At 66.4% G+C, this 16470-nt stretch carries 17 protein-coding genes; 15 read left to right on the top strand and 2 right to left on the bottom strand.

Annotated features, from left to right (window positions below; translation table 11 throughout):
- The first annotated feature begins 86 nt into the window (after nucleotides 1-86).
- The 9 genes from NVV90_RS03080 (at nucleotide 87) to tgt (ending at nucleotide 8369) form a co-directional block, all read left to right on the top strand.
- Entirely contained in the window at nucleotides 87-1289 is a 1203-nt protein-coding gene (locus tag NVV90_RS03080) for a helix-turn-helix domain-containing protein (protein ID WP_258439731.1), read from the top strand.
- Nucleotides 1290-1473: 184 nt separating this feature from the next.
- The gene (locus NVV90_RS03075) at nucleotides 1474-1827 is read left to right on the top strand and encodes a hypothetical protein (RefSeq protein ID WP_258439730.1); all 354 of its coding nucleotides are present in this window, start codon (nucleotides 1474-1476) and stop codon (nucleotides 1825-1827) included.
- 197 nt (nucleotides 1828-2024) lie between these two features.
- Complete coding sequence (locus NVV90_RS03070) at nucleotides 2025-3404, top strand: MFS transporter (protein ID WP_258439729.1); 1380 nt, start codon at nucleotides 2025-2027, stop codon at nucleotides 3402-3404.
- Nucleotides 3401-3808 (top strand): RidA family protein, encoded by a 408-nt coding sequence (locus tag NVV90_RS03065; protein WP_258439728.1) that lies wholly within the window; start codon nucleotides 3401-3403, stop codon nucleotides 3806-3808. The genes NVV90_RS03070 and NVV90_RS03065 overlap by 4 nt, the downstream gene beginning before the upstream one ends.
- Entirely contained in the window at nucleotides 3805-4437 is a 633-nt protein-coding gene (locus tag NVV90_RS03060; RefSeq protein WP_258439727.1) for an RraA family protein, read from the top strand. The genes NVV90_RS03065 and NVV90_RS03060 overlap by 4 nt, the downstream gene beginning before the upstream one ends.
- Nucleotides 4438-4480: 43 nt before the next feature.
- On the top strand, nucleotides 4481-5020 hold the full coding sequence (locus NVV90_RS03055; RefSeq protein WP_258439726.1) for an NUDIX hydrolase family protein: 540 nt from the start codon (nucleotides 4481-4483) through the stop codon (nucleotides 5018-5020).
- Between the two features lie 74 nt (nucleotides 5021-5094).
- Nucleotides 5095-6180, top strand: coding sequence for a DUF6707 family protein (locus NVV90_RS03050; protein ID WP_258439725.1), 1086 nt, complete (start codon nucleotides 5095-5097; stop codon nucleotides 6178-6180).
- 74 nt (nucleotides 6181-6254) lie between these two features.
- Nucleotides 6255-6980, top strand: a complete 726-nt coding sequence (locus tag NVV90_RS03045; RefSeq protein WP_258439724.1) for an SRPBCC domain-containing protein — start codon at nucleotides 6255-6257, stop codon at nucleotides 6978-6980.
- A 51-nt stretch (nucleotides 6981-7031) separates the two neighbouring features.
- Nucleotides 7032-8369, top strand: coding sequence for a tRNA guanosine(34) transglycosylase Tgt (gene tgt / locus NVV90_RS03040; protein WP_396125384.1), 1338 nt, complete (start codon nucleotides 7032-7034; stop codon nucleotides 8367-8369).
- Nucleotides 8370-8373: 4 nt separating this feature from the next.
- On the opposite strand, the gene NVV90_RS03035 is transcribed toward tgt, so the two are convergent.
- Nucleotides 8374-9084: a queuosine precursor transporter gene (locus NVV90_RS03035; RefSeq protein ID WP_258439723.1), complete on the bottom strand. Its 711-nt coding sequence runs from the start codon at nucleotides 9082-9084 to the stop codon at nucleotides 8374-8376.
- Between the two features lie 243 nt (nucleotides 9085-9327).
- Here NVV90_RS03035 and NVV90_RS03030 point away from each other — a divergent pair, with 243 nt between their 5' ends.
- From NVV90_RS03030 to NVV90_RS03020, 3 genes are read left to right on the top strand one after another with little or no spacing between them, the layout of a single operon-like run.
- A complete protein-coding gene (locus tag NVV90_RS03030) occupies nucleotides 9328-9984 on the top strand; it encodes a TetR/AcrR family transcriptional regulator (RefSeq protein WP_258439722.1) in 657 nt (218 codons plus the stop codon).
- 26 nt (nucleotides 9985-10010) lie between these two features.
- Nucleotides 10011-10907 (top strand): TIGR01777 family oxidoreductase, encoded by an 897-nt coding sequence (locus NVV90_RS03025; protein ID WP_258439721.1) that lies wholly within the window; start codon nucleotides 10011-10013, stop codon nucleotides 10905-10907.
- Nucleotides 10904-11380, top strand: a complete 477-nt coding sequence (locus NVV90_RS03020; RefSeq protein WP_258439720.1) for a hypothetical protein — start codon at nucleotides 10904-10906, stop codon at nucleotides 11378-11380. The genes NVV90_RS03025 and NVV90_RS03020 overlap by 4 nt, the downstream gene beginning before the upstream one ends.
- Before the next feature lie 167 nt (nucleotides 11381-11547).
- Here the strand turns inward: NVV90_RS03020 and NVV90_RS03015 are convergent, their stop codons facing one another.
- Nucleotides 11548-12960 carry an MFS transporter gene (locus NVV90_RS03015; protein ID WP_258439719.1) on the bottom strand — a complete coding sequence of 471 codons (1413 nt, stop codon included), beginning with the start codon at nucleotides 12958-12960 and terminating at the stop codon, nucleotides 11548-11550.
- 346 nt (nucleotides 12961-13306) lie between these two features.
- On the opposite strand from NVV90_RS03015, the gene NVV90_RS03010 reads away from it, so the two are divergent.
- From NVV90_RS03010 to NVV90_RS03000, 3 genes are read left to right on the top strand one after another with little or no spacing between them, the layout of a single operon-like run.
- The gene (locus tag NVV90_RS03010) at nucleotides 13307-13975 is read left to right on the top strand and encodes a response regulator transcription factor (RefSeq protein WP_258439718.1); all 669 of its coding nucleotides are present in this window, start codon (nucleotides 13307-13309) and stop codon (nucleotides 13973-13975) included.
- Nucleotides 13972-15474: a HAMP domain-containing sensor histidine kinase gene (locus tag NVV90_RS03005; protein WP_258439717.1), complete on the top strand. Its 1503-nt coding sequence runs from the start codon at nucleotides 13972-13974 to the stop codon at nucleotides 15472-15474. Before NVV90_RS03010 ends, NVV90_RS03005 begins: the two co-directional genes overlap by 4 nt.
- Nucleotides 15467-16468, top strand: a complete 1002-nt coding sequence (locus NVV90_RS03000) for a TAXI family TRAP transporter solute-binding subunit (protein WP_258439716.1) — start codon at nucleotides 15467-15469, stop codon at nucleotides 16466-16468. The genes NVV90_RS03005 and NVV90_RS03000 overlap by 8 nt, the downstream gene beginning before the upstream one ends.
- The last annotated feature ends 2 nt before the right edge of the window (nucleotides 16469-16470 follow it).

The following is a 16470-nucleotide window of genomic DNA, read 5'->3' as shown; positions in this document are numbered from 1 at the left end:
TCAAGAGTGACTAGTCCCATACTGCCAGTAGCTTCTCCCAAAATAACTAGCTCTGCGCCACGGAAAAACCGCCCTAGAATGTGTAAATGCACAACTTTGAAATCCCGGGCGATTCCCCCCGCTGGGGAGAACTGGTGGAGCGGTTGCACGGACGGCTGGATGAACTTGCCGAGCTGTTCATGGAACGGGTCCAGGAGATCCCCGAATATGCGGACAACAGGGTGAGCGTTCCGGAGCTGCGGGAGACGGCGCGGGAGACGTTCCGGCGGCTGGTGGACGGACTGCGGGACCACGAACTGCAGCGCTCAAGCCGCAGCGGGGGCCACGACTCCCTGGTGCGCTATTCTTCGGAACTCGGTGCCAAACGGGCACGCGCCGGCATCTCGCCGGACGCATTGATCTCGGCGGTGAGGCTGGACTTCAGCATTCTCTGGGCAGACCTGCTGCACCTCTCGAAACCGGAAGACGCCGTGCTCCTGACCTCCCACGTTGACCAGGTGTGGCGCGTGGTGGATGAGTTCGCCACGCAGACGCACTCCAGTTACTCGGCCGAACGCGTCCGGATGGCCCAGGAGGAATCGAACATCCGCCGCGAATTCATCGCCCGGCTGTTCAGCAAGTCCGAGCTGTCACAGGACACCATCAGCCAGGCGTCCGCGGCCCTGGTCACGGATCCCGAGGCTACGTTCTCGATCGTGGCGGCCAGCGGCGAGGCCGCGTCCAGGCTGCGGACCGTTGCCGCCCAAGGGGGCTGGCCCCAGCCCTCACAGCGGCTGTTTGTCCATGAATTCGGCGGCAGCACCTACGTGTTCTGGGCGTTGAACCGACCACACAGCACGGGCCTGAAGCCGGGCGGACCGCACTATCTTCCCGCCGGCATTGCGGGAATACCCTGCGGCTACGTGGAGGGGTTTTCCGGCCTGCGCGGGCTTCCTTCTGCGGCCCGGACGGCGGAGCGCCTGGCCCTGCTGCTGCGGCCCGCGGACCGCGGCCCGTTGACCGCGGCGGCGGCCTGGGCCCGGCTGGCCAAGCAGCAGCTCCAGGACGCCGGGCTCGATCTGTGGGCGGACCTCGAATCCGCCCTTGCCGAGTGCCGGGGCGGGGAACGGGAACGGCTGGAGGAAACCGTGCGCCACTTCCTGTCCACGGGAAACATCACCACCACGGCGCAGGAATTGTTCTGCCACCGGAACACCATCCTCAACCGGCTCAACCGCTTCCAGGAGCTCACGGGCATCGATCTGACGGTCCCGGCGCAGGCCGCACGGCTGGTGGTGGCCTGGGCTTAGCGCCCGCGAGCGCCACTTCGCACGGGTTAACGCCCTGTCAGGGCTGTGCCCCTTGACCGTAAGGCGCAACGGTGCCGTAATGAAATTGTCCGGGGTGCGGCTTTAGGCGCCGGGTTTCCAGCGACCGCGCCCTGGCAAAAGCATGGCGGAGGAATACCATGCAGGCGAGTGGAGGAGGACGAACGTGGACGTCTTGGAATCCGTGTCCAAGGGCATGAGGGTTGTTGATGTGTCGGGGGAAGATATCGGCACCGTTGAGCACATCGTTCCGCCCAACGCGAAGGCCGAGACGTTCGAAGAAGCCGCGACAGCCTCCCAACAGGATTTGCTCAACCTCGGACTCAGTGCCGTCTTCGGCAAGGAACCGAAAGTACCCGAGTTGATGGCGCGGCGGTTGTTCCATTCGGGCTACATCAAGATCGATGCCCGCCGCTTCTGGGCCGGCGACTCCTATGCGGCTGCAGATGCAATCAACCGGGTTGAAGGCGGCAAGGTGTATCTGAACCTGACACGGCACGAGCTTTCCGCCCAAGTGTGACCCACGGTCCCGGCGCAGGCAGCAGGCTGGTGGCGGCCTGGCTTAACGGCCCTTTTAATACCCTCACAGGCGCTTGTGTGAAATCACATTTGTGCCCGCTTTTTGCTGGGACTTCAGCCATTGAAGTGTGGTATGCGACACCGAATAGTTGATTGCATCCTCTTCGGGCATTCGCCCTTACCCCTCTGGAGAACCTGATGTCCCCAACGGTAGATACTGCCCCCGCATCAACAGCCAGGCTTGACCTCGCGAAAATGCGCAAAATTGCCCTCGCCAGCGTCATCGGCACCACCGTCGAGTGGTACGACCTCTTCGTTTTCGGCACGGCCTCGGCCCTCGTGTTCAACAAGATCTTCTTCCCCAGTTTCGATCCGATCGTTGGCACCATGCTCGCGTTCGGCACCTTCGCCTCCGCCTACATTGCCCGCATGGTGGGCGCCATCATCTTCGGCCACTTCGGCGACCGTCTGGGCCGCAAGTCCATGCTGCTGGTGTCCCTGCTGACCATGGGCGCCGCAACCTTCGCCATTGGCCTGTTGCCCGACTACAACAGCATCGGCATCATGGCCCCGCTGCTGCTCCTGTTGCTCCGCGTGATCCAGGGCCTGGCCCTGGGCGGCGAATGGGGCGGCGCCGTGCTCATGACCGTGGAGCACGCCCCTGCCAACCGCCGCGGCTTCTTTGGTTCACTGGTGCAGGTAGGCGTCCCTGCCGGCACGTTGATCGCCAACGTCGCCTTCCTGATCGTGGCCTCCACCGTCAGCACAGAGGCCCTGTACTCCTGGGGCTGGCGCATCCCGTTCCTGGCCTCCGTTCTCCTGGTCACGGTGGGCATCTACATCCGCCTGAACATCGAGGAAACCCCGTCCTTCCAGGCCGTCAAGACCGCCGGCGCCAAGGCAAAAATGCCCTTCGCCGCACTCATGGCCAAGTACTGGAAGCAGGTTGTCCTGGGCGGCATCGCCACCCTCTCCACGGGCAGCACTTTCACCCTGCTGGTGGCCTCCGGCGTCTCCTACGGCAAGAAGGAACTGGGCCACTCCGAGAGCCTCATGCTCTGGGTGGTGCTGGTCTCCTGCATCCTGGGACTGTTCCTCATCCCGTTCTTCGGCAGGCTCTCGGACAAGTTCGGCCGCAAGCCCATCATCTTCGCCGGCATTGCCGCCGAGGCGCTCCTGGCCTTCCCGATGTTCTGGCTCATGGACACCAAGTCCGTGGCACTGCTCTTCGTCGCCTACCTCGCCATGATGACGGCATTCTGCGCCAACTACGGCCCCATCGCGACCTTCCTGGCCGAGCTGTTCGGCTCCAAAGTCCGCTACTCGGGCCTGTCCGTGGCCTACATGCTCTCCGGCCTGCTGGGCAGCGCCGCCACCCCGTTCGTCACCACGTGGCTGCTGGGCATGACCCACCAGAGCTCCTCGATCGCCTGGTACATCATGGCCGCGGCAGGACTCTCGCTCGTAGCACTGTTCCTCCTGACCGAGACCCGATACGGCAACATCGACGCCGTCGACGTCGCCCCGGCGGCAGCGGCCGAAGCTGCCGAAGCGGCAGCCGGAAGCACCGCCCGGTGACGGCAACCGCCATTGAGCGCCTGGCCGGTATCCCCGGCCAGGCGCCCGCCGTCGGGCCCTTCTCCCCGGCGGTCATTGCCAACGGTTTCGTGTTCACTTCGGGACAGATCCCTGCGATCACCGGCCTGGACGACCAGCCGGACACGTTCGAAGGCCAGGTGCGCCAAACCATCGAGAACCTGCGCACCGTGCTGGAAGCGGCCGGGTCCAGCCTGCAGCACGTGGTCAAGGTCAACACCTACCTGACCAGCGAGGACCAGCTCGAGGAGTACAACCGCGTCTACGTGGAGTACTTCGGTGCGGCCAAACCAGCCCGCACCTCCGTGTGCGTGAGCCTGTGGGGCGTCTCGCTCGAGATCGAATGCGTGGCCGTGCTGGCCGGCGCGGCGGAGGACGCAGAGTGACTGCTGCCCTGCTTCCCGCGCTGCTCCCCCGCATGGCGGACGTCAGCTACCCCACCCTGGGGCACTTCCTGGAGGACGGCTTTGTTGACCCGGCCATCCAGTCGCTGCTGGGGGATGTCCCCGGCGGCGTGAAGGTGGCCGGCCCGGCCGTGACGGTCCGGATCGCGGACAACGACGCCATCGCCATGAACCACGCACTGCTGGCCCTCCGCCCCGGCGACGTGCTGGTGGTGGACATGTCCGGGGACCACCGGCATGCCCCGGTGGGGGCCGTCACGGCAGCCGCAGCGACGGCGCAGGGCGCGGCCGCCGTCGTAGTGGACGGCGTGGCCACGGACGTGCTGGAACTGCGTCAGACCGGCCTGCCCGTGTTTGCCCGCGGCACCTCCTGCCTCACCACCAAGCGCGTGCACGGCAACGGTTCCGCGGTCAACGTCCCCGTCCAGTGCGGCGGCGTGACCGTCAACCCGGGCGACCTGGTGCTGGGCGACGCCAACGGCCTGGTGGTGCTCTCCCCCGAGGCTGCGGAACAGGTTCTGGAGAAGGCGCTGGCCTCGGACGCCGCCGAACCGGCCCTGCTGGCACGGATCACGGCCGGCGAGCCCCTCGTTTCGATCCTCGCAATCTGACGTCACGGGCGTGGTTCGGCAAGGGATGGGGTAGAACTTAACCATGAGTGTTCGAACCCCCGACCCGTACCCCGGCTGGCTTTCCGACGAAGACCTCTTCGAAGCCCGCGGCCGCCTCCCCATGGTCTACGTGGAGGCGGTCCCCGTCCGACTGGATCCGCTGGGATTCGTCAACGAGGTGGGCACGCTGCTCCAGGGCGACGCCGACGGCAACATGGTGCGCTACCTGGTCTCCGGCCGCGTGCTCTACCGCGAGACCATCCGCGCCGCACTGCTGCGGCACATGGAAAAGGACCTCGGCCCCCTCGCGTTCCCGCTGCTTCCCGTCAGCCCGGTGCCGTTCACCGTGGCCGAATACTTCCCGGCACCCTCGCAGACCGGCTTCACGGACGACCGCCAGCACGCGGTGTCGCTGGTGTACGTCATCCCGGTGACCGGCGAATGCGAGCCCCGGCAGGACGCCCTGGAGCTGACGTGGATGACCCCCTCGGAGGTCCTCAGCGAGGATGTCCAGCAGGAGTTCGACGGCGGCCGGGGCAACCTCGTGCGGCAGGCGCTGGCGTATGCCGGCGTCGGCATGTAGCCGGGCCTCCAGCATTTAGGGCGTCCGGCTTTGTAGACTGAGGGGCGGACCGCAAGAGAACCAAAGGACTTCCGATGACTCACAGCCCAGCCGCCCAGCAGTACCGCGAAAAGCAGGCTGGGGACCTGCAGATCGGCGACCATGTGTTCCCGCCCGGTGACGGCCAGGCCGAGGAGGTCAGCCGCATCGAGACCATCCATGACGACTTCGGCGTGCCCGCGCTGCTGATGGTCACAACGGCCGACGGCGGCCTGCTGCGGATTGCTGTGGGGTCCAGTGTCCCGGTGGGCAGCGCCCCCGCCACCGACGCCCTCCCGCCTTTGGTTCCGTTTCCGGGCAGCGCTCCTGCAGATCCTGCCGACGGCTCCCCTGCGGGGTCCGCTGAGGGGTCCGCGGAGGGCTCCTCCGACGCCGAGACCCCCGACGGCGGGTCCCCGGACGGCGGTTCCCCGGCGGAAGCCGGCGGGGAAGCGGAAGCCGTTGCCGCCGTCGTCGTTCCTCCCCTGCCCGCGGGGCTGCCCGCGTTCCTTGCGCCCAGCGCCGCCGAGCTGGCGCTGATCCCGGAGCCGGCCGGCACCCCCGAATCCGTGGTGGCGGCTGCCGCGGCCGAGCACCTGGGCAACAACGGCGTGCAGGTCCTCAGTGAACGCCTGGTCAAGGGCATCAACACGAAGTCCGGTAGCTGCCTGCGGGATCTGAGCGATCTCGCCCACGATCTCTGCATCATCCTGCGCGATCCGGACCATGCCCTGGCAATCGCGGACCTGCTCAATGTGCTGCCCTTCGACGGCAACAACGATCGCTGGACGTCCATCGAGCGGGCGCTGGCGCTCTCCAGCTTCATCTGCCGGGAGGCCGGCCTGGACGAGCGGGCCGCGGTGTACGAGAAGCTGCTCCGCGCCCCGGAGTCCCAGGAAACGGATCCGTTCAAGGCCCGCATCAACGCCAAGGTCAGCCAGCGCAAGCTGAACGAACCCAATCTCTACGACAAAGAGATCTTCCGTTCCATCGACAACTCCAACCACGACGCCGAGCGTGAATGGCGCTACCTGCGCCTGGAATCCTTGCTGTTCCTGCGGGCACACGGCGGTTCGGAGACCATTGGCGTGGAGGAGCTCCAGCGGCGCATCGCCAACGAGCTTGAGGCCGTCCGGGCGTAGCGGCCTCCCTATGCCTTGCAACGGCTAAATTCAAGGCCTGTTGCGTCGGGCTGAACGGCGGTAGATTCGGGCACATGACGAACAATCTGAGCGTTGTGGTGAATGCCGACGCGCAGCAAGTTTGGACGATGCTGCGCGAACCGTCGCTGGTGGCCCAATGGCATGGCTGGGAAGCCGAGGACCTCCACGACGAAATCAACGAGATCTACTTCAACACCAACGTGGTTGAGGGGCCCGGGCATACCAGCCTGACGGTGAACGACGGTGACGTGTTCGATCTGAGCCCCGTCACCGGCGGAACCGAAGTCAAGGTGACCAGGGCCGCGCTGGACCACAATTCCGAGTGGGCCGCCTGGGACGAGGACATCACCCAGGGCTGGCTGACGTTCCTGCACCAGCTGCGTTTCGCGCTGGAACGGCACCCGCACGGCCACCGGCGCACACACTTCCTCTCGCTTCCGGGCACCGGGGAGTCTGCCATCCGGAAGCTGGGACTGGCGGACGTTCCCGCGCCCGGCGAGGAATACGCGCTTAAGCTTGCCACCGGCGAGGAGATCTCGGGCCGGGTCTGGTTCCGAAGCAACCACCAGGTAGGGCTCACGGTCCACAGCTACGCCGAGCACGGCGACGGGCTGTTGATCGTGGCGGAGCAGCTTCCCATCCCGGAAAAAAGGCCCGACGGCGGCGCCATGGTGATCGCTTCAACGTACGATTTGGGGGCGCACAGCCTGGATGCCATCCGCCAGCAGTGGGACGGCTGGCGGGCTGAGAACTACCCCACATCGGTGGCGGCGCACTGAGGATCCGCACCCCATAGCTGGCACACTGGAACCGTGCCAGCCGATTCCGCCATGCCCCAAGCCCAGCCCGACGCCCGCCCTGCGGGCTTTCCTGCCGTAGATGCCTCGCGCGCCGAGCTGGCCGGCCTTGCCGGGCGGCAGTCGGAGTTTTCCTTCCGGGTGGGGGCCCGGCTCAACGAGACGTGCGCGCCGTCGGGCCAACAGACAGACGCCAACGGCGGCGCTTTCCTGGGCCGCACCGGCACCATCACCACGCCGCACGGAACCGTCCAGACGCCCGCGTTCATCGCCGTCGGGACCAAGGCCACCGTCAAGGCCGTGCTGCCCGAATCCGTCGCCGAGCTGGGGGCGCAGGCAGTCTTGGCCAACGCCTACCACCTGTACCTGCAGCCCGGGCCGGAAATCCTCGACGCCGCCGGCGGGCTGGGTGCCTTCATGAACTGGAGCGGGCCCACCTTCACCGATTCCGGCGGATTCCAGGTGATGAGCCTGGGCTCGGGGTTCAAGAAGGTCATCGACATGAAGTCGGTGGACGCCTCCGGGCCGGACGACGCCGTGGCGCCGGGCAAGGAGCGGCTGGCGCATGTGGACGAGGACGGCGTCTGGTTCAAGAGCCATCTGAACGGGGACCGGCACCGCTTCTCGCCCGAGATCTCCATGCAGGTGCAGCACCAGATCGGCGCGGACATCATGTTCGCCTTCGACGAGCTGACCACCCTGCAGAACTCCCGCGCGTACCAGGAGGAATCGCTGGAACGCACGCGGCGGTGGGCCGAGCGGTGCATCGCGGAGCACGCGCTCTTGACTGAATCGCGGGTGGGAAAGCCTTATCAGGCGCTCTTTGGCGTGATCCAGGGCGCCCAGTACGAGGACCTGCGGCGCAAGGCGTGCAGCGACCTCGGTGCCATGCCGTTCGACGGATTCGGCATCGGCGGGGCGCTGGAGAAGGAGAACCTGGGCACCATCGTGCGCTGGTGCAACGAGGAGCTGCCCGAGGACAAGCCACGGCACCTGCTGGGCATCTCGGAGCCGGACGACATCTTCACGGCGATCGAAAACGGCGCCGACACCTTCGACTGTGTCTCCCCCACCCGGGTGGCCCGGAACTCCGCGTTCTACACGCCTTTTGGCAGGTTTAACCTGTCCGGTGCCCGCTACAAGGCGGACTTCGGCCCCCTGCAGGACGGCTGCGACTGCTACGCCTGCACCAACTATTCGCGGGCGTACATCCACCACCTGTACAAGGCTCATGAAATGGTCTCGGCTACGCTCATCTCCATCCACAACGAGCGCTTCGTGGTGAAGATGGTGGACGACGCCCGCCTGGCCATCGAGTCCGGCGACTTCTTCGAGTTCAAGGCCGAGACCCTGGGTCGGTACTACTCCTAGGCCCCTACGGCGTGACGGCCCCGTAGCTCGGTTCGCGCTTCTTGATCCAACCCACCACCAGCACGGTGACCGGAACGAACAGGAACTCGACGGCGGTCTTGTAGACGAAGCCCACCAGGACGTAGTTGGCGAACATGCCGAAGTCTGTGATGCCAATGACCGAGGCCGCGATGCTGCAGAAGATCAGGGTGTCCACGAATTCGCCCACCACGGATGAGCTCATCAGGCGTGCCCAGAGTGTCTTCTCGCCGGTGCGGGCCTTCATCTTCACAAGGATCCACGAGTTGATGGTCTGCCCGGCCAGGAACGCCAGCAGCGAGGCCAGGACGATCAGCGGAACCGGTCCCAGTGCCCCCTCAATGGCGGCCTGCTTGGTGGTGCCGTACTCGTCGTTGAAGCCGGGCAGCATGATGATGATCCAGTAGCAGAGCGAGGCGAACACCGAGAGCGCGAACGAGGTGATGATGGCCTTGCGTGCCACCTTGAAGCCGTACACCTCGCTCAGGACGTCGCCCAGGATGTAGGCCAGCGGGAAGAGGAAGAATCCGCCGTCGGTGATGATGGGCCCCAGCACAACACCCTTTGAGGCGCCGATGTTGGAGAGGATCAGCACCACGGCCATCACGGCCAGCATGATCCCGAAGTACGGCGAACCGATCGAGGCAAAGCGGGGAGCGGGCTTGCTCAGGGTACTGGAGCCGGTGGGCGAGGGCATGGGAATTCCGTCCTTAGTGGTTCGCGCAGGCGTCCGGAATTTGTCGCGTCGCCCCGCTGTATTAGCACTGGTTTGCGGTCCGGCCGGAGTGCGCCCGGAACCACCACCATTGTCCCATCCCCTGCTCCCGTTCACGGGGAAATGCCCCGCCCCCAAATATTTTGAACATGTTCAGAAAGCGTGTCATACTCGTTCTTGAACACGTTCAAAAAATCGAAGCAAGCAATCGAAACAAGGGAACCCATGGCTGCCAAGAGTGAACAGACCCGCCGGCTCGTGGCCGACGTCGCGCTCAAGATGTTCCGCGAGATCGGCTTCGAGAAGACCACCATGCGCGCCATCGCCCAGGAAGCCGGCGTCTCCGTGGGCAACGCCTACTACTACTTTGCGTCCAAGGACGAGCTCGTACAGGAGCTGTACCTGCAGGTCCAGGCAGAACACGCAGCCGCGGCGTCTGAGTCCCTGGCCGGCGCCAAGGACCTCTCCGCACGCCTCAAGGCCGTGCTGCACTCGGGCTTCGACGTCATGGCGGCGTACCACCAGTTCGGCGCCGACTTCATCGCCACGGCCATCCGCCCCACGTCGCCAGTCAACCCCTTCGGCGAGGACTCCACCGCCGCCCGGGAGGCATCGCTCGCGATCTTCCGCGACGCCGTCGAGGGCTCGGTGCCCGCCGCCCCCAAGAAGCTCCGCGGCGAACTCCCGGAACTGCTGTGGCTGGCGTACATGGGTATCGCGCTGTTCTGGGTCTACGACAAATCCGAGAGCCAGCGCCGCACGCGCAGCCTGATCGACGGCGTGGTGCCGCTCATCGCCCGCGGCCTGTCGCTGGCGAAGATGCCGGGCGTCGGCAGGGTGTTCGACGACATCCTGGCCCTGGTCCGGAGCGTCAGGGGCTGACGGTGGAGCCGCGGGAAGGGGGACGCATGGCAACCGTGGTGCTCGCCGGGGCGTCCGGGTTCATCGGCAGGTATTTTCAACACCGCTTTGCGGCAGAAGGCTGGGTGGTGAGGAGCGTCGGGCGGGCGGCCGGCAACGACGCTGTGTGGGACGACGACGGCGGCATCACCCGGGCGCTGGACGGCGCCGAACTGCTGGTGAACCTCGCCGGACGGTCCGTCGGCTGCCGCTACAACGCCCGGAACCGGGCCGAAATCCTGAGTTCCAGGGTGGAAAGCACGGCCGCCCTGGGCCGCGCGATCGCCCGCTGCGCCGCTCCCCCGCGGACGTGGATCAACGCCAGTACCGGCACCATCTACCGGCACGCCGAGGACCGGCCCCAGTCAGAGCTCGACGGCGAGATCGGCACCGGCTTCTCGGTGGGCGTCGCGCGCTCCTGGGAGGAGACGCTCAGGGCCGCGCATACGCCGGAAACCCGCAAGATCCCGCTTCGGATCGCCATCGTGCTGGGACCGGGAGGCGGCGTCATGCGGCCGTTCCGGAACCTGGCGCGGCTCGGCCTCGGCGGGCCGATGGGCCCGGGCACGCAGAAGTTCAGCTGGATCCACGTGGAAGACCTGTTCCGCACGGTCCTGTTCCTGCACGCCCGTGCGGACATTACCGGGCCTGTGAACGCCGCGGCGCCCTTCGCCGTGGACAACCGCGAGCTGATGGACCTCGTCCGCCGCAGCCAGGGCGTCCCGCTCGGATTGCCGTTGCCGCGGTGGCTCCTCGAAGTCGGCGCCGTCCTCATCCGGACCGAAACGGAACTCGTCCTGAAGAGCCGCTGGGTGGAGCCCCGCAAGCTCCTCGATGCCGGCTTCGCCTTCAAGCACCCGGCACTGGAGGGGGCACTCAACAACATCAGCAAGGGGGAAGAATGAGCAGCAACGTGGTGCCGGATGACGAAGAAGCAGGATGGGAAGACCTCCCCAAGCCCGCAGGGAAGAAGGAATGGCGCTATGGACCCAAGGACCGGGTCGTCCTGAGCGCACGCGCGCTCCTGCTCGGAGCAGCCGTGGCACATGTCGTTTTCGTCATCGCACTGTCCGCCACCACCGGCATGGCAGGGCAGTGGTTCCTGATCTTACTGGTCTATTCCGCTTTGCCAGTCTGGATCGTCGCCATCGCGGCGGCGATGGCGTTGGGGGCCGCGCTGCGCCGAGTTCGGAACCAGTGGATCCACGTTGCCGCGTTCTTCCTGGCCGCGGCGTTCATGTGCGTACCCTTCGGCGGATTCACGACTCCCTACGGAATCGCTTTTTCGTTGTCGGTAGCCCTTGCCGCCGGAATTGCCCGCCTCGCCGTCTGGAGGCTCGTACGCATCAACGACCCTCTCCCACCTTTGGCCTCCTGACCGCCAACACTCTCTCACTTTTGGCCCAAAATCCGGCAACGCTCCTGCACGTGGTGAGAGAGCGCTGCGCCAAAACGCTCCAAAAGTGAGAGAGCGTCGGGGACGACGACGGCGGGTGCCCGGCTCGCGTGAGCCGGGCACCCGCCGTCGTACATCGCCTGGAAGCGTTAGGCGCTGACGAGGTCCTTCTTGTCGTCGTCGCTGTCCCGGACGTCGCTGCCGCGGACGTTGGCGGGGCCGAAGGCGTTGCCCTGCTCGGCGTCCAGGTGCGTGGACTTCTTGTTCTTCAGGGCGAAGATGTAGACCAGCAGCGAGATGGCGATGCCCACCGTGATGTACGTGAACAGGACCTCCACCTGCCCGGCCTTCTGGAGCGCGGCACCCACCAGCGGCGTGGTGCCGCCGAAGAGCGAGTTGGCGATGGCGTAGCCCAGTCCGACGCCGAGGGCGCGGATGGAGGCGGGGAACAATTCGGCCTTCACCAAGGCGTTGATAGAGGTGTACCCGCCCACAATCAGCAGCCCGCCCATCATGAGCAGGAAGGCCATGAACGGGTCCTTGGTGCCGGCAAGGGTGGACAGCAGCGGCCAGGTGCACAGCACTCCGGTGATGCCGAACCAGAGCAGGAGCGGCTTGCGGCCCACGCGGTCCGAGATCATCCCGTAGACAGGCTGCAGCAGCATGAAGATGAACAGCGCCCAGAAGCTGATGACCGAGGTCTGCTCCTTGGGGATTCCGCTGGTGTTCTGCATGAAGGACAGCGTGAAGTTGGTGTACGTGTAGAAGGCCATGGTGCCGCCCAGGGTGACGCCGATGCAGATCAGCAGCGCCTTCCAGTGCTTGGTGAAGAGGAGCTTCAGGGTGCCCGGCTGGGCTTCGCCCGCCACGCGGACGTGGGCAGCCGCGGTCTGCTCTGCGGAGATGGTCTCCTCCATGGAGCGCCGGAGCCACAGGACCACAAGGGCTGCCACGCCGCCGATGGCGAACGGAATACGCCAGCCCCATTCACCCAGGGCTTCCTTGCCCAGCAGGTTTTCGAGGATCACCAGGGTCAGCAGTGCCAGCATCTGTCCGCCGATCAGCGTGACGTACTGGAAGCTGGAGAAGAAGCCGCGGCGCTTGGCTGTGGCCGCCTCGGACATGTAGGTGGCACTGGTGCCGTATTCGCCGCCCACCGAGAAGCCCTGGAGCAGCCGGATCAGCACCAGCAGGATCAGCGCCCAGGTCCCGATGACGTCCTTGGTGGGGAGCAAGGCAATGGCGAAGGAGCCGGCGGACATCATGGTCACGCTGAGGGTCAGTGCCGCCCTCCGGCCGTTCCGGTCCGCGTAGCGGCCGAAGAACCAGCTGCCGATGGGGCGCATCAGGAACGTCACGGCGAACACAGCCATGGCTTCCAGGTTGCTCTGCAGGGGGTCCGCGGAACTGAAAAAATGGGACGCGAAATACGCCGAAAACGCGGTGTAAATGTAGACGTCAAACCACTCCACGAGGTTGCCCGCGGAGCCCTTGAGGATGTTGCCCACGGCTTTGCGGGTCTGGGCCGCCTCGCTTTGGGGCGCAGCTTGCTGGGTGCTCATCTATGAACCTTCCTGGACGGCGCCTGCACCGGCAGCCGTGTCTTGCATGAGTTTGTTCTGTCCATGAAGCTGTTGCTCATGGCGTCCTTGCGCATGGCTCTTCTCGACAATGAAAGGTCCTCCTGAAGAAGAGGACGTATTCCAAGCTAGGCGTGATTCAGGGCACAACCACCATGAAAAGCGGATTCCTAACACTTCCTTAGGAATCCGGATTCACGCCGATCAGTCCTTCCCTGCACCGCCCGCCGCGCCCACTGCGGCACCCGGCAGAAAGCAAAAGCACGGCGAAAGGGGTAATCTCCAAGACGGGCCACGGGTGCCCATCCAGCGGAAAAGGGACCAGGCAATGCAAGTGCTCATCGTCGAGGACGACGACGCCATGGCGTCGGCCCTTGGCGCGGCCGTGGCTTCCGCGGGGCACAAGGCAACGCGCGTGTCGCGCGGCGAAGATGCGCTCCTGGCCCACCGGAAAGCCGAAGTCATCCTGCTCGATCTGGGCCTTCCCGATCTCGATGGCCTGGAGGTCCTGCGGAAGCTGCGCCAGGTCACCCAGGTTCCCATCCTGATCCTGACCGCCCGCGACGACGAACGCAGTGTGGTCCTGGGCCTGCGCTCGGGCGCCGATGACTACCTCGTCAAACCGGTCAAGCTCGTTGAACTGCTGGCCCGGATCGAGGCCGTGACCAGGCGCGCCGGCCGTCCCGGAGTCGGCAAACCCCAGAACATCGTCCTGGGAGAGCTCGACGTCGACCTCGACCGCCGGGTGGCGACCGTCGGTTCCCGGGTGCTGCCGTTGACAGCCACGGAGTTCGATTTGCTCGCCTTGCTTGCCCGGAATGCCGGTTCAGTGGTTACCCGGGAACAGATCCTGGACGCCCTGTGGGGAGACGCTTTCCTCGCGAGTTCAAGATCCCTGGACGTGCACCTGACCGGGCTGCGGTCCAAGCTCCAGCTGCCCGGTTTCATCATCAATGTCCGTGGAGTGGGCTACCGCGTGGAGGCGGATCCGGCGTGAAAGTCCGGGTCCTGGCCGTCCTGAGCCTGCTGTCGGTGGTCATCGTGATCGCCGTCTCCAGCATCATCCTGACGTCCGCCGGGCGCGAGCTCACGCAGGAGATCCAGATCAACCGGGCAGCGGCGCTCAACCGCTTTGCGCAGATGGCCTACGACGTAGCCCTGGACAACGACTCCACGCAGCTGCAGCGGGAAATGGATGCCTATTCGGGGCTCTACGGCGAGGGAATCCTGGTCCGCCTGCAGCAAGGAACGCTGCGCTCCGGCGGCCTCAGCGAAGACCGCGCCGATGTCCGCGAGGCGCTGTCCCGGGCGGGCCTGAACCTCAGCGACACCACCATCCCGGCCCTGCAGCCCTTGGGGACCGGCACCGAGGTGATCTCCCGGCCGTTCGGAACCGCCAACCAGGTGCTGGGCGAGGCCGTCCTTGAGGTCGATCCGGAGGCCGCCCGGCAGAAACTGCGTGAACGCTGGCTCGGGGTCATAGTCGCCGCACTCGCGCTCGGAACGCTGCTTCTTCTCGCTGCCGCACGCGTCACTGCCTGGGTGTTGCGCCCTGTCCACCGGCTGAACGCGGCCGTCACGGAGCTCGAAACCACCGGCAGGACCAGCCGGCTTCCGGAGGACGGCCCGCCCGAATTGCGGCAACTGAGCCGCTCCTTCACTGCCATGGCGCAGACCGTCAGCGAGAGCATCGACTCTCAGCGGCGGCTGATCGCGGACACCTCGCACCAATTGCGCAACCCCGTGGGCGCCCTGAGGCTGAGGATCGACCTGCTGCAGCTGGAACTGCAAACGGGCAGCCAAAAGGCAGCCGCGGCGGGCGTCGTCGCCGAGCTGGAGCGCGTGGAGGAGATGCTCGACGGCGTGCTGAAGCTGGCGACGGCGGAACACCGCGCCTTTGAGGGCTCGGCGCGAGCCCACCGTTGGGAGGGCAAGGACGGGGCAGACGGCACTGGCGGGCCGGAGAGCGACGAAGGCAAGCGCCCGGCCATCATCGATCCGTTCCCGGTGCTCCAGGAGGAAGTGGACCGGGCGGCTCCTGCCGCCCGCACCGCAGGGGCGGAACTCGTGCTGGAGACGCCCACCTCGCCGCTGCAGCTGGCCTGCAACGCCGAGGAACTGGCCCACATGGTGGGCGAACTGCTCACCAACGCGATCAAGTACGCCCCCGCCGCCCGCATCACGGTTGCCGGCCGCCCCCGCCCGGGAGGGGTTGCGATCGAAGTGTCCGACGACGGCCCCGGGCTTTCGCCCGAACAGCGGGCCGCGTCCACCACCAGATTCTGGCGGGCACCGCAGCACAGCACAATCCGCGGCAACGGCCTGGGCATGACCATCGTGGACCGCCTGGCCGAGGCCAACGGAGCCCGGCTGGTCCTGTCGGAACGCCCTCCCCACGGGCTGGCCGCCCGACTCGAGTTCCCGGCCCCGCCGGCCCAACATCATCCAGCCGAACCGCCGCCGGGCATGCCGCCGTCGGGAGCCTCGGATGCCTGAGCGAAACGCCCTGCCGCCCCGCCGCGCGGCCGTCAAGGCCGGGCTGTCCATGGGCTTGGCAGCCCTCCTCCTGCCTGCCGCAGCGGCCTGCACGTCGAACGAACGGCCCTCGCGTCTGACGGTGGCCGGCGGCGAGCCCGGCGGTTTCTACCTGGAGTTTGCCACGCTGCTGGCGGAGCTGCTGCAGCGTCAGGGCGTGGCCGATGCCGCGGTGCCGCTGAGCACTGGCGGGAGTCTCGATAACATCGGACGGGTGTTGTCCGGCGAGGCGACGTTCGCCGTCGCGCTGGCCGATGCGGCGGCACAACTGGCAACAACTCAGCTCACCGGCACCGGCAGCTTGACGGCTCTCGGCAAGGTGTATCAGAACTATGTCCACTGCATCGTCCGGGAGGACAGCGGCATCCGGAGCTTCGCGGACCTGGCGGGCAAGACCGCCGCCGTCGGCGAGCTTGGCTCGGGAACATCGCTCACTGCTCCACGGATTATCGTGGCATCCGGCTTGTCCTCCACAGAGCCGGGCACGGGCGCAAGCAAAGGGATCAAGCAGGTGAACCTCGGGCTGAACCAGGGGCTCGGGGCCCTCCGGGACCGGTCCGTGGATGCCCTGTTCTGGTCCGGCGGCGTGCCCACAGCCGCCATCGCGTCCACGGCCGAGGAAGTTGGCCTCCGGCTCATCGACCTCGCCGAGCACATCCACACCATGCGCGAACAACACGGCGTGTTCTACGATCGCGTGTTGATTCCGGCGAACAGCTATGGAAATGCCCCGGCCGTGTGGACGGTGGGTGTGGCCAACCTGCTCCTCTGCCGCGGCGACCTGGCCGAGCACATCGTCAGACGGACCGTGGAGCTCATGGTCGAAAAGGCCGAGGAACTGGTCCCGAAGTCCAGCACCGGCGTGCAGTTCCTGAGCCCGGAAACTCTCATCAACACGGCCGGCGTGCCCCTACACCCCGCCGCCGCAGCCGCGTACCGGGCACTCCACGGCTGAGA

Origin of the sequence: Arthrobacter sp. CJ23, from assembly GCF_024741795.1 — a bacterium.
In the GTDB taxonomy this organism is placed as follows: Bacteria; Actinomycetota; Actinomycetes; order Actinomycetales; family Micrococcaceae; genus Arthrobacter.
The sequence above is the reverse complement of the archived record's forward strand: the minus strand, read 5'-3'. Positions and strand labels throughout refer to the sequence as shown.

Bases quoted from the DNA above. Each gene is read 5' to 3' on its own strand.
- NVV90_RS03080 (WP_258439731.1), top strand. From the start codon at position 87: ATGCACAACTTTGAAATCCCGGGCGATTCCCCCCGCTGGGGAGAACTG.
- NVV90_RS03070 (WP_258439729.1), top strand. From the start codon at position 2,025: ATGTCCCCAACGGTAGATACTGCCCCCGCATCAACAGCCAGGCTTGAC.
- NVV90_RS03055 (WP_258439726.1), top strand. From the start codon at position 4,481: ATGAGTGTTCGAACCCCCGACCCGTACCCCGGCTGGCTTTCCGACGAA.
- NVV90_RS03050 (WP_258439725.1), top strand. From the start codon at position 5,095: ATGACTCACAGCCCAGCCGCCCAGCAGTACCGCGAAAAGCAGGCTGGG.
- NVV90_RS03045 (WP_258439724.1), top strand. From the start codon at position 6,255: ATGACGAACAATCTGAGCGTTGTGGTGAATGCCGACGCGCAGCAAGTT.
- tgt (WP_396125384.1), top strand. From the start codon at position 7,032: ATGCCCCAAGCCCAGCCCGACGCCCGCCCTGCGGGCTTTCCTGCCGTA.
- NVV90_RS03035 (WP_258439723.1), bottom strand. From the start codon at position 9,084: ATGCCCTCGCCCACCGGCTCCAGTACCCTGAGCAAGCCCGCTCCCCGC.
- NVV90_RS03030 (WP_258439722.1), top strand. From the start codon at position 9,328: ATGGCTGCCAAGAGTGAACAGACCCGCCGGCTCGTGGCCGACGTCGCG.
- NVV90_RS03025 (WP_258439721.1), top strand. From the start codon at position 10,011: ATGGCAACCGTGGTGCTCGCCGGGGCGTCCGGGTTCATCGGCAGGTAT.
- NVV90_RS03020 (WP_258439720.1), top strand. From the start codon at position 10,904: ATGAGCAGCAACGTGGTGCCGGATGACGAAGAAGCAGGATGGGAAGAC.
- NVV90_RS03015 (WP_258439719.1), bottom strand. From the start codon at position 12,960: ATGAGCACCCAGCAAGCTGCGCCCCAAAGCGAGGCGGCCCAGACCCGC.
- NVV90_RS03010 (WP_258439718.1), top strand. From the start codon at position 13,307: ATGCAAGTGCTCATCGTCGAGGACGACGACGCCATGGCGTCGGCCCTT.
- NVV90_RS03000 (WP_258439716.1), top strand. From the start codon at position 15,467: ATGCCTGAGCGAAACGCCCTGCCGCCCCGCCGCGCGGCCGTCAAGGCC.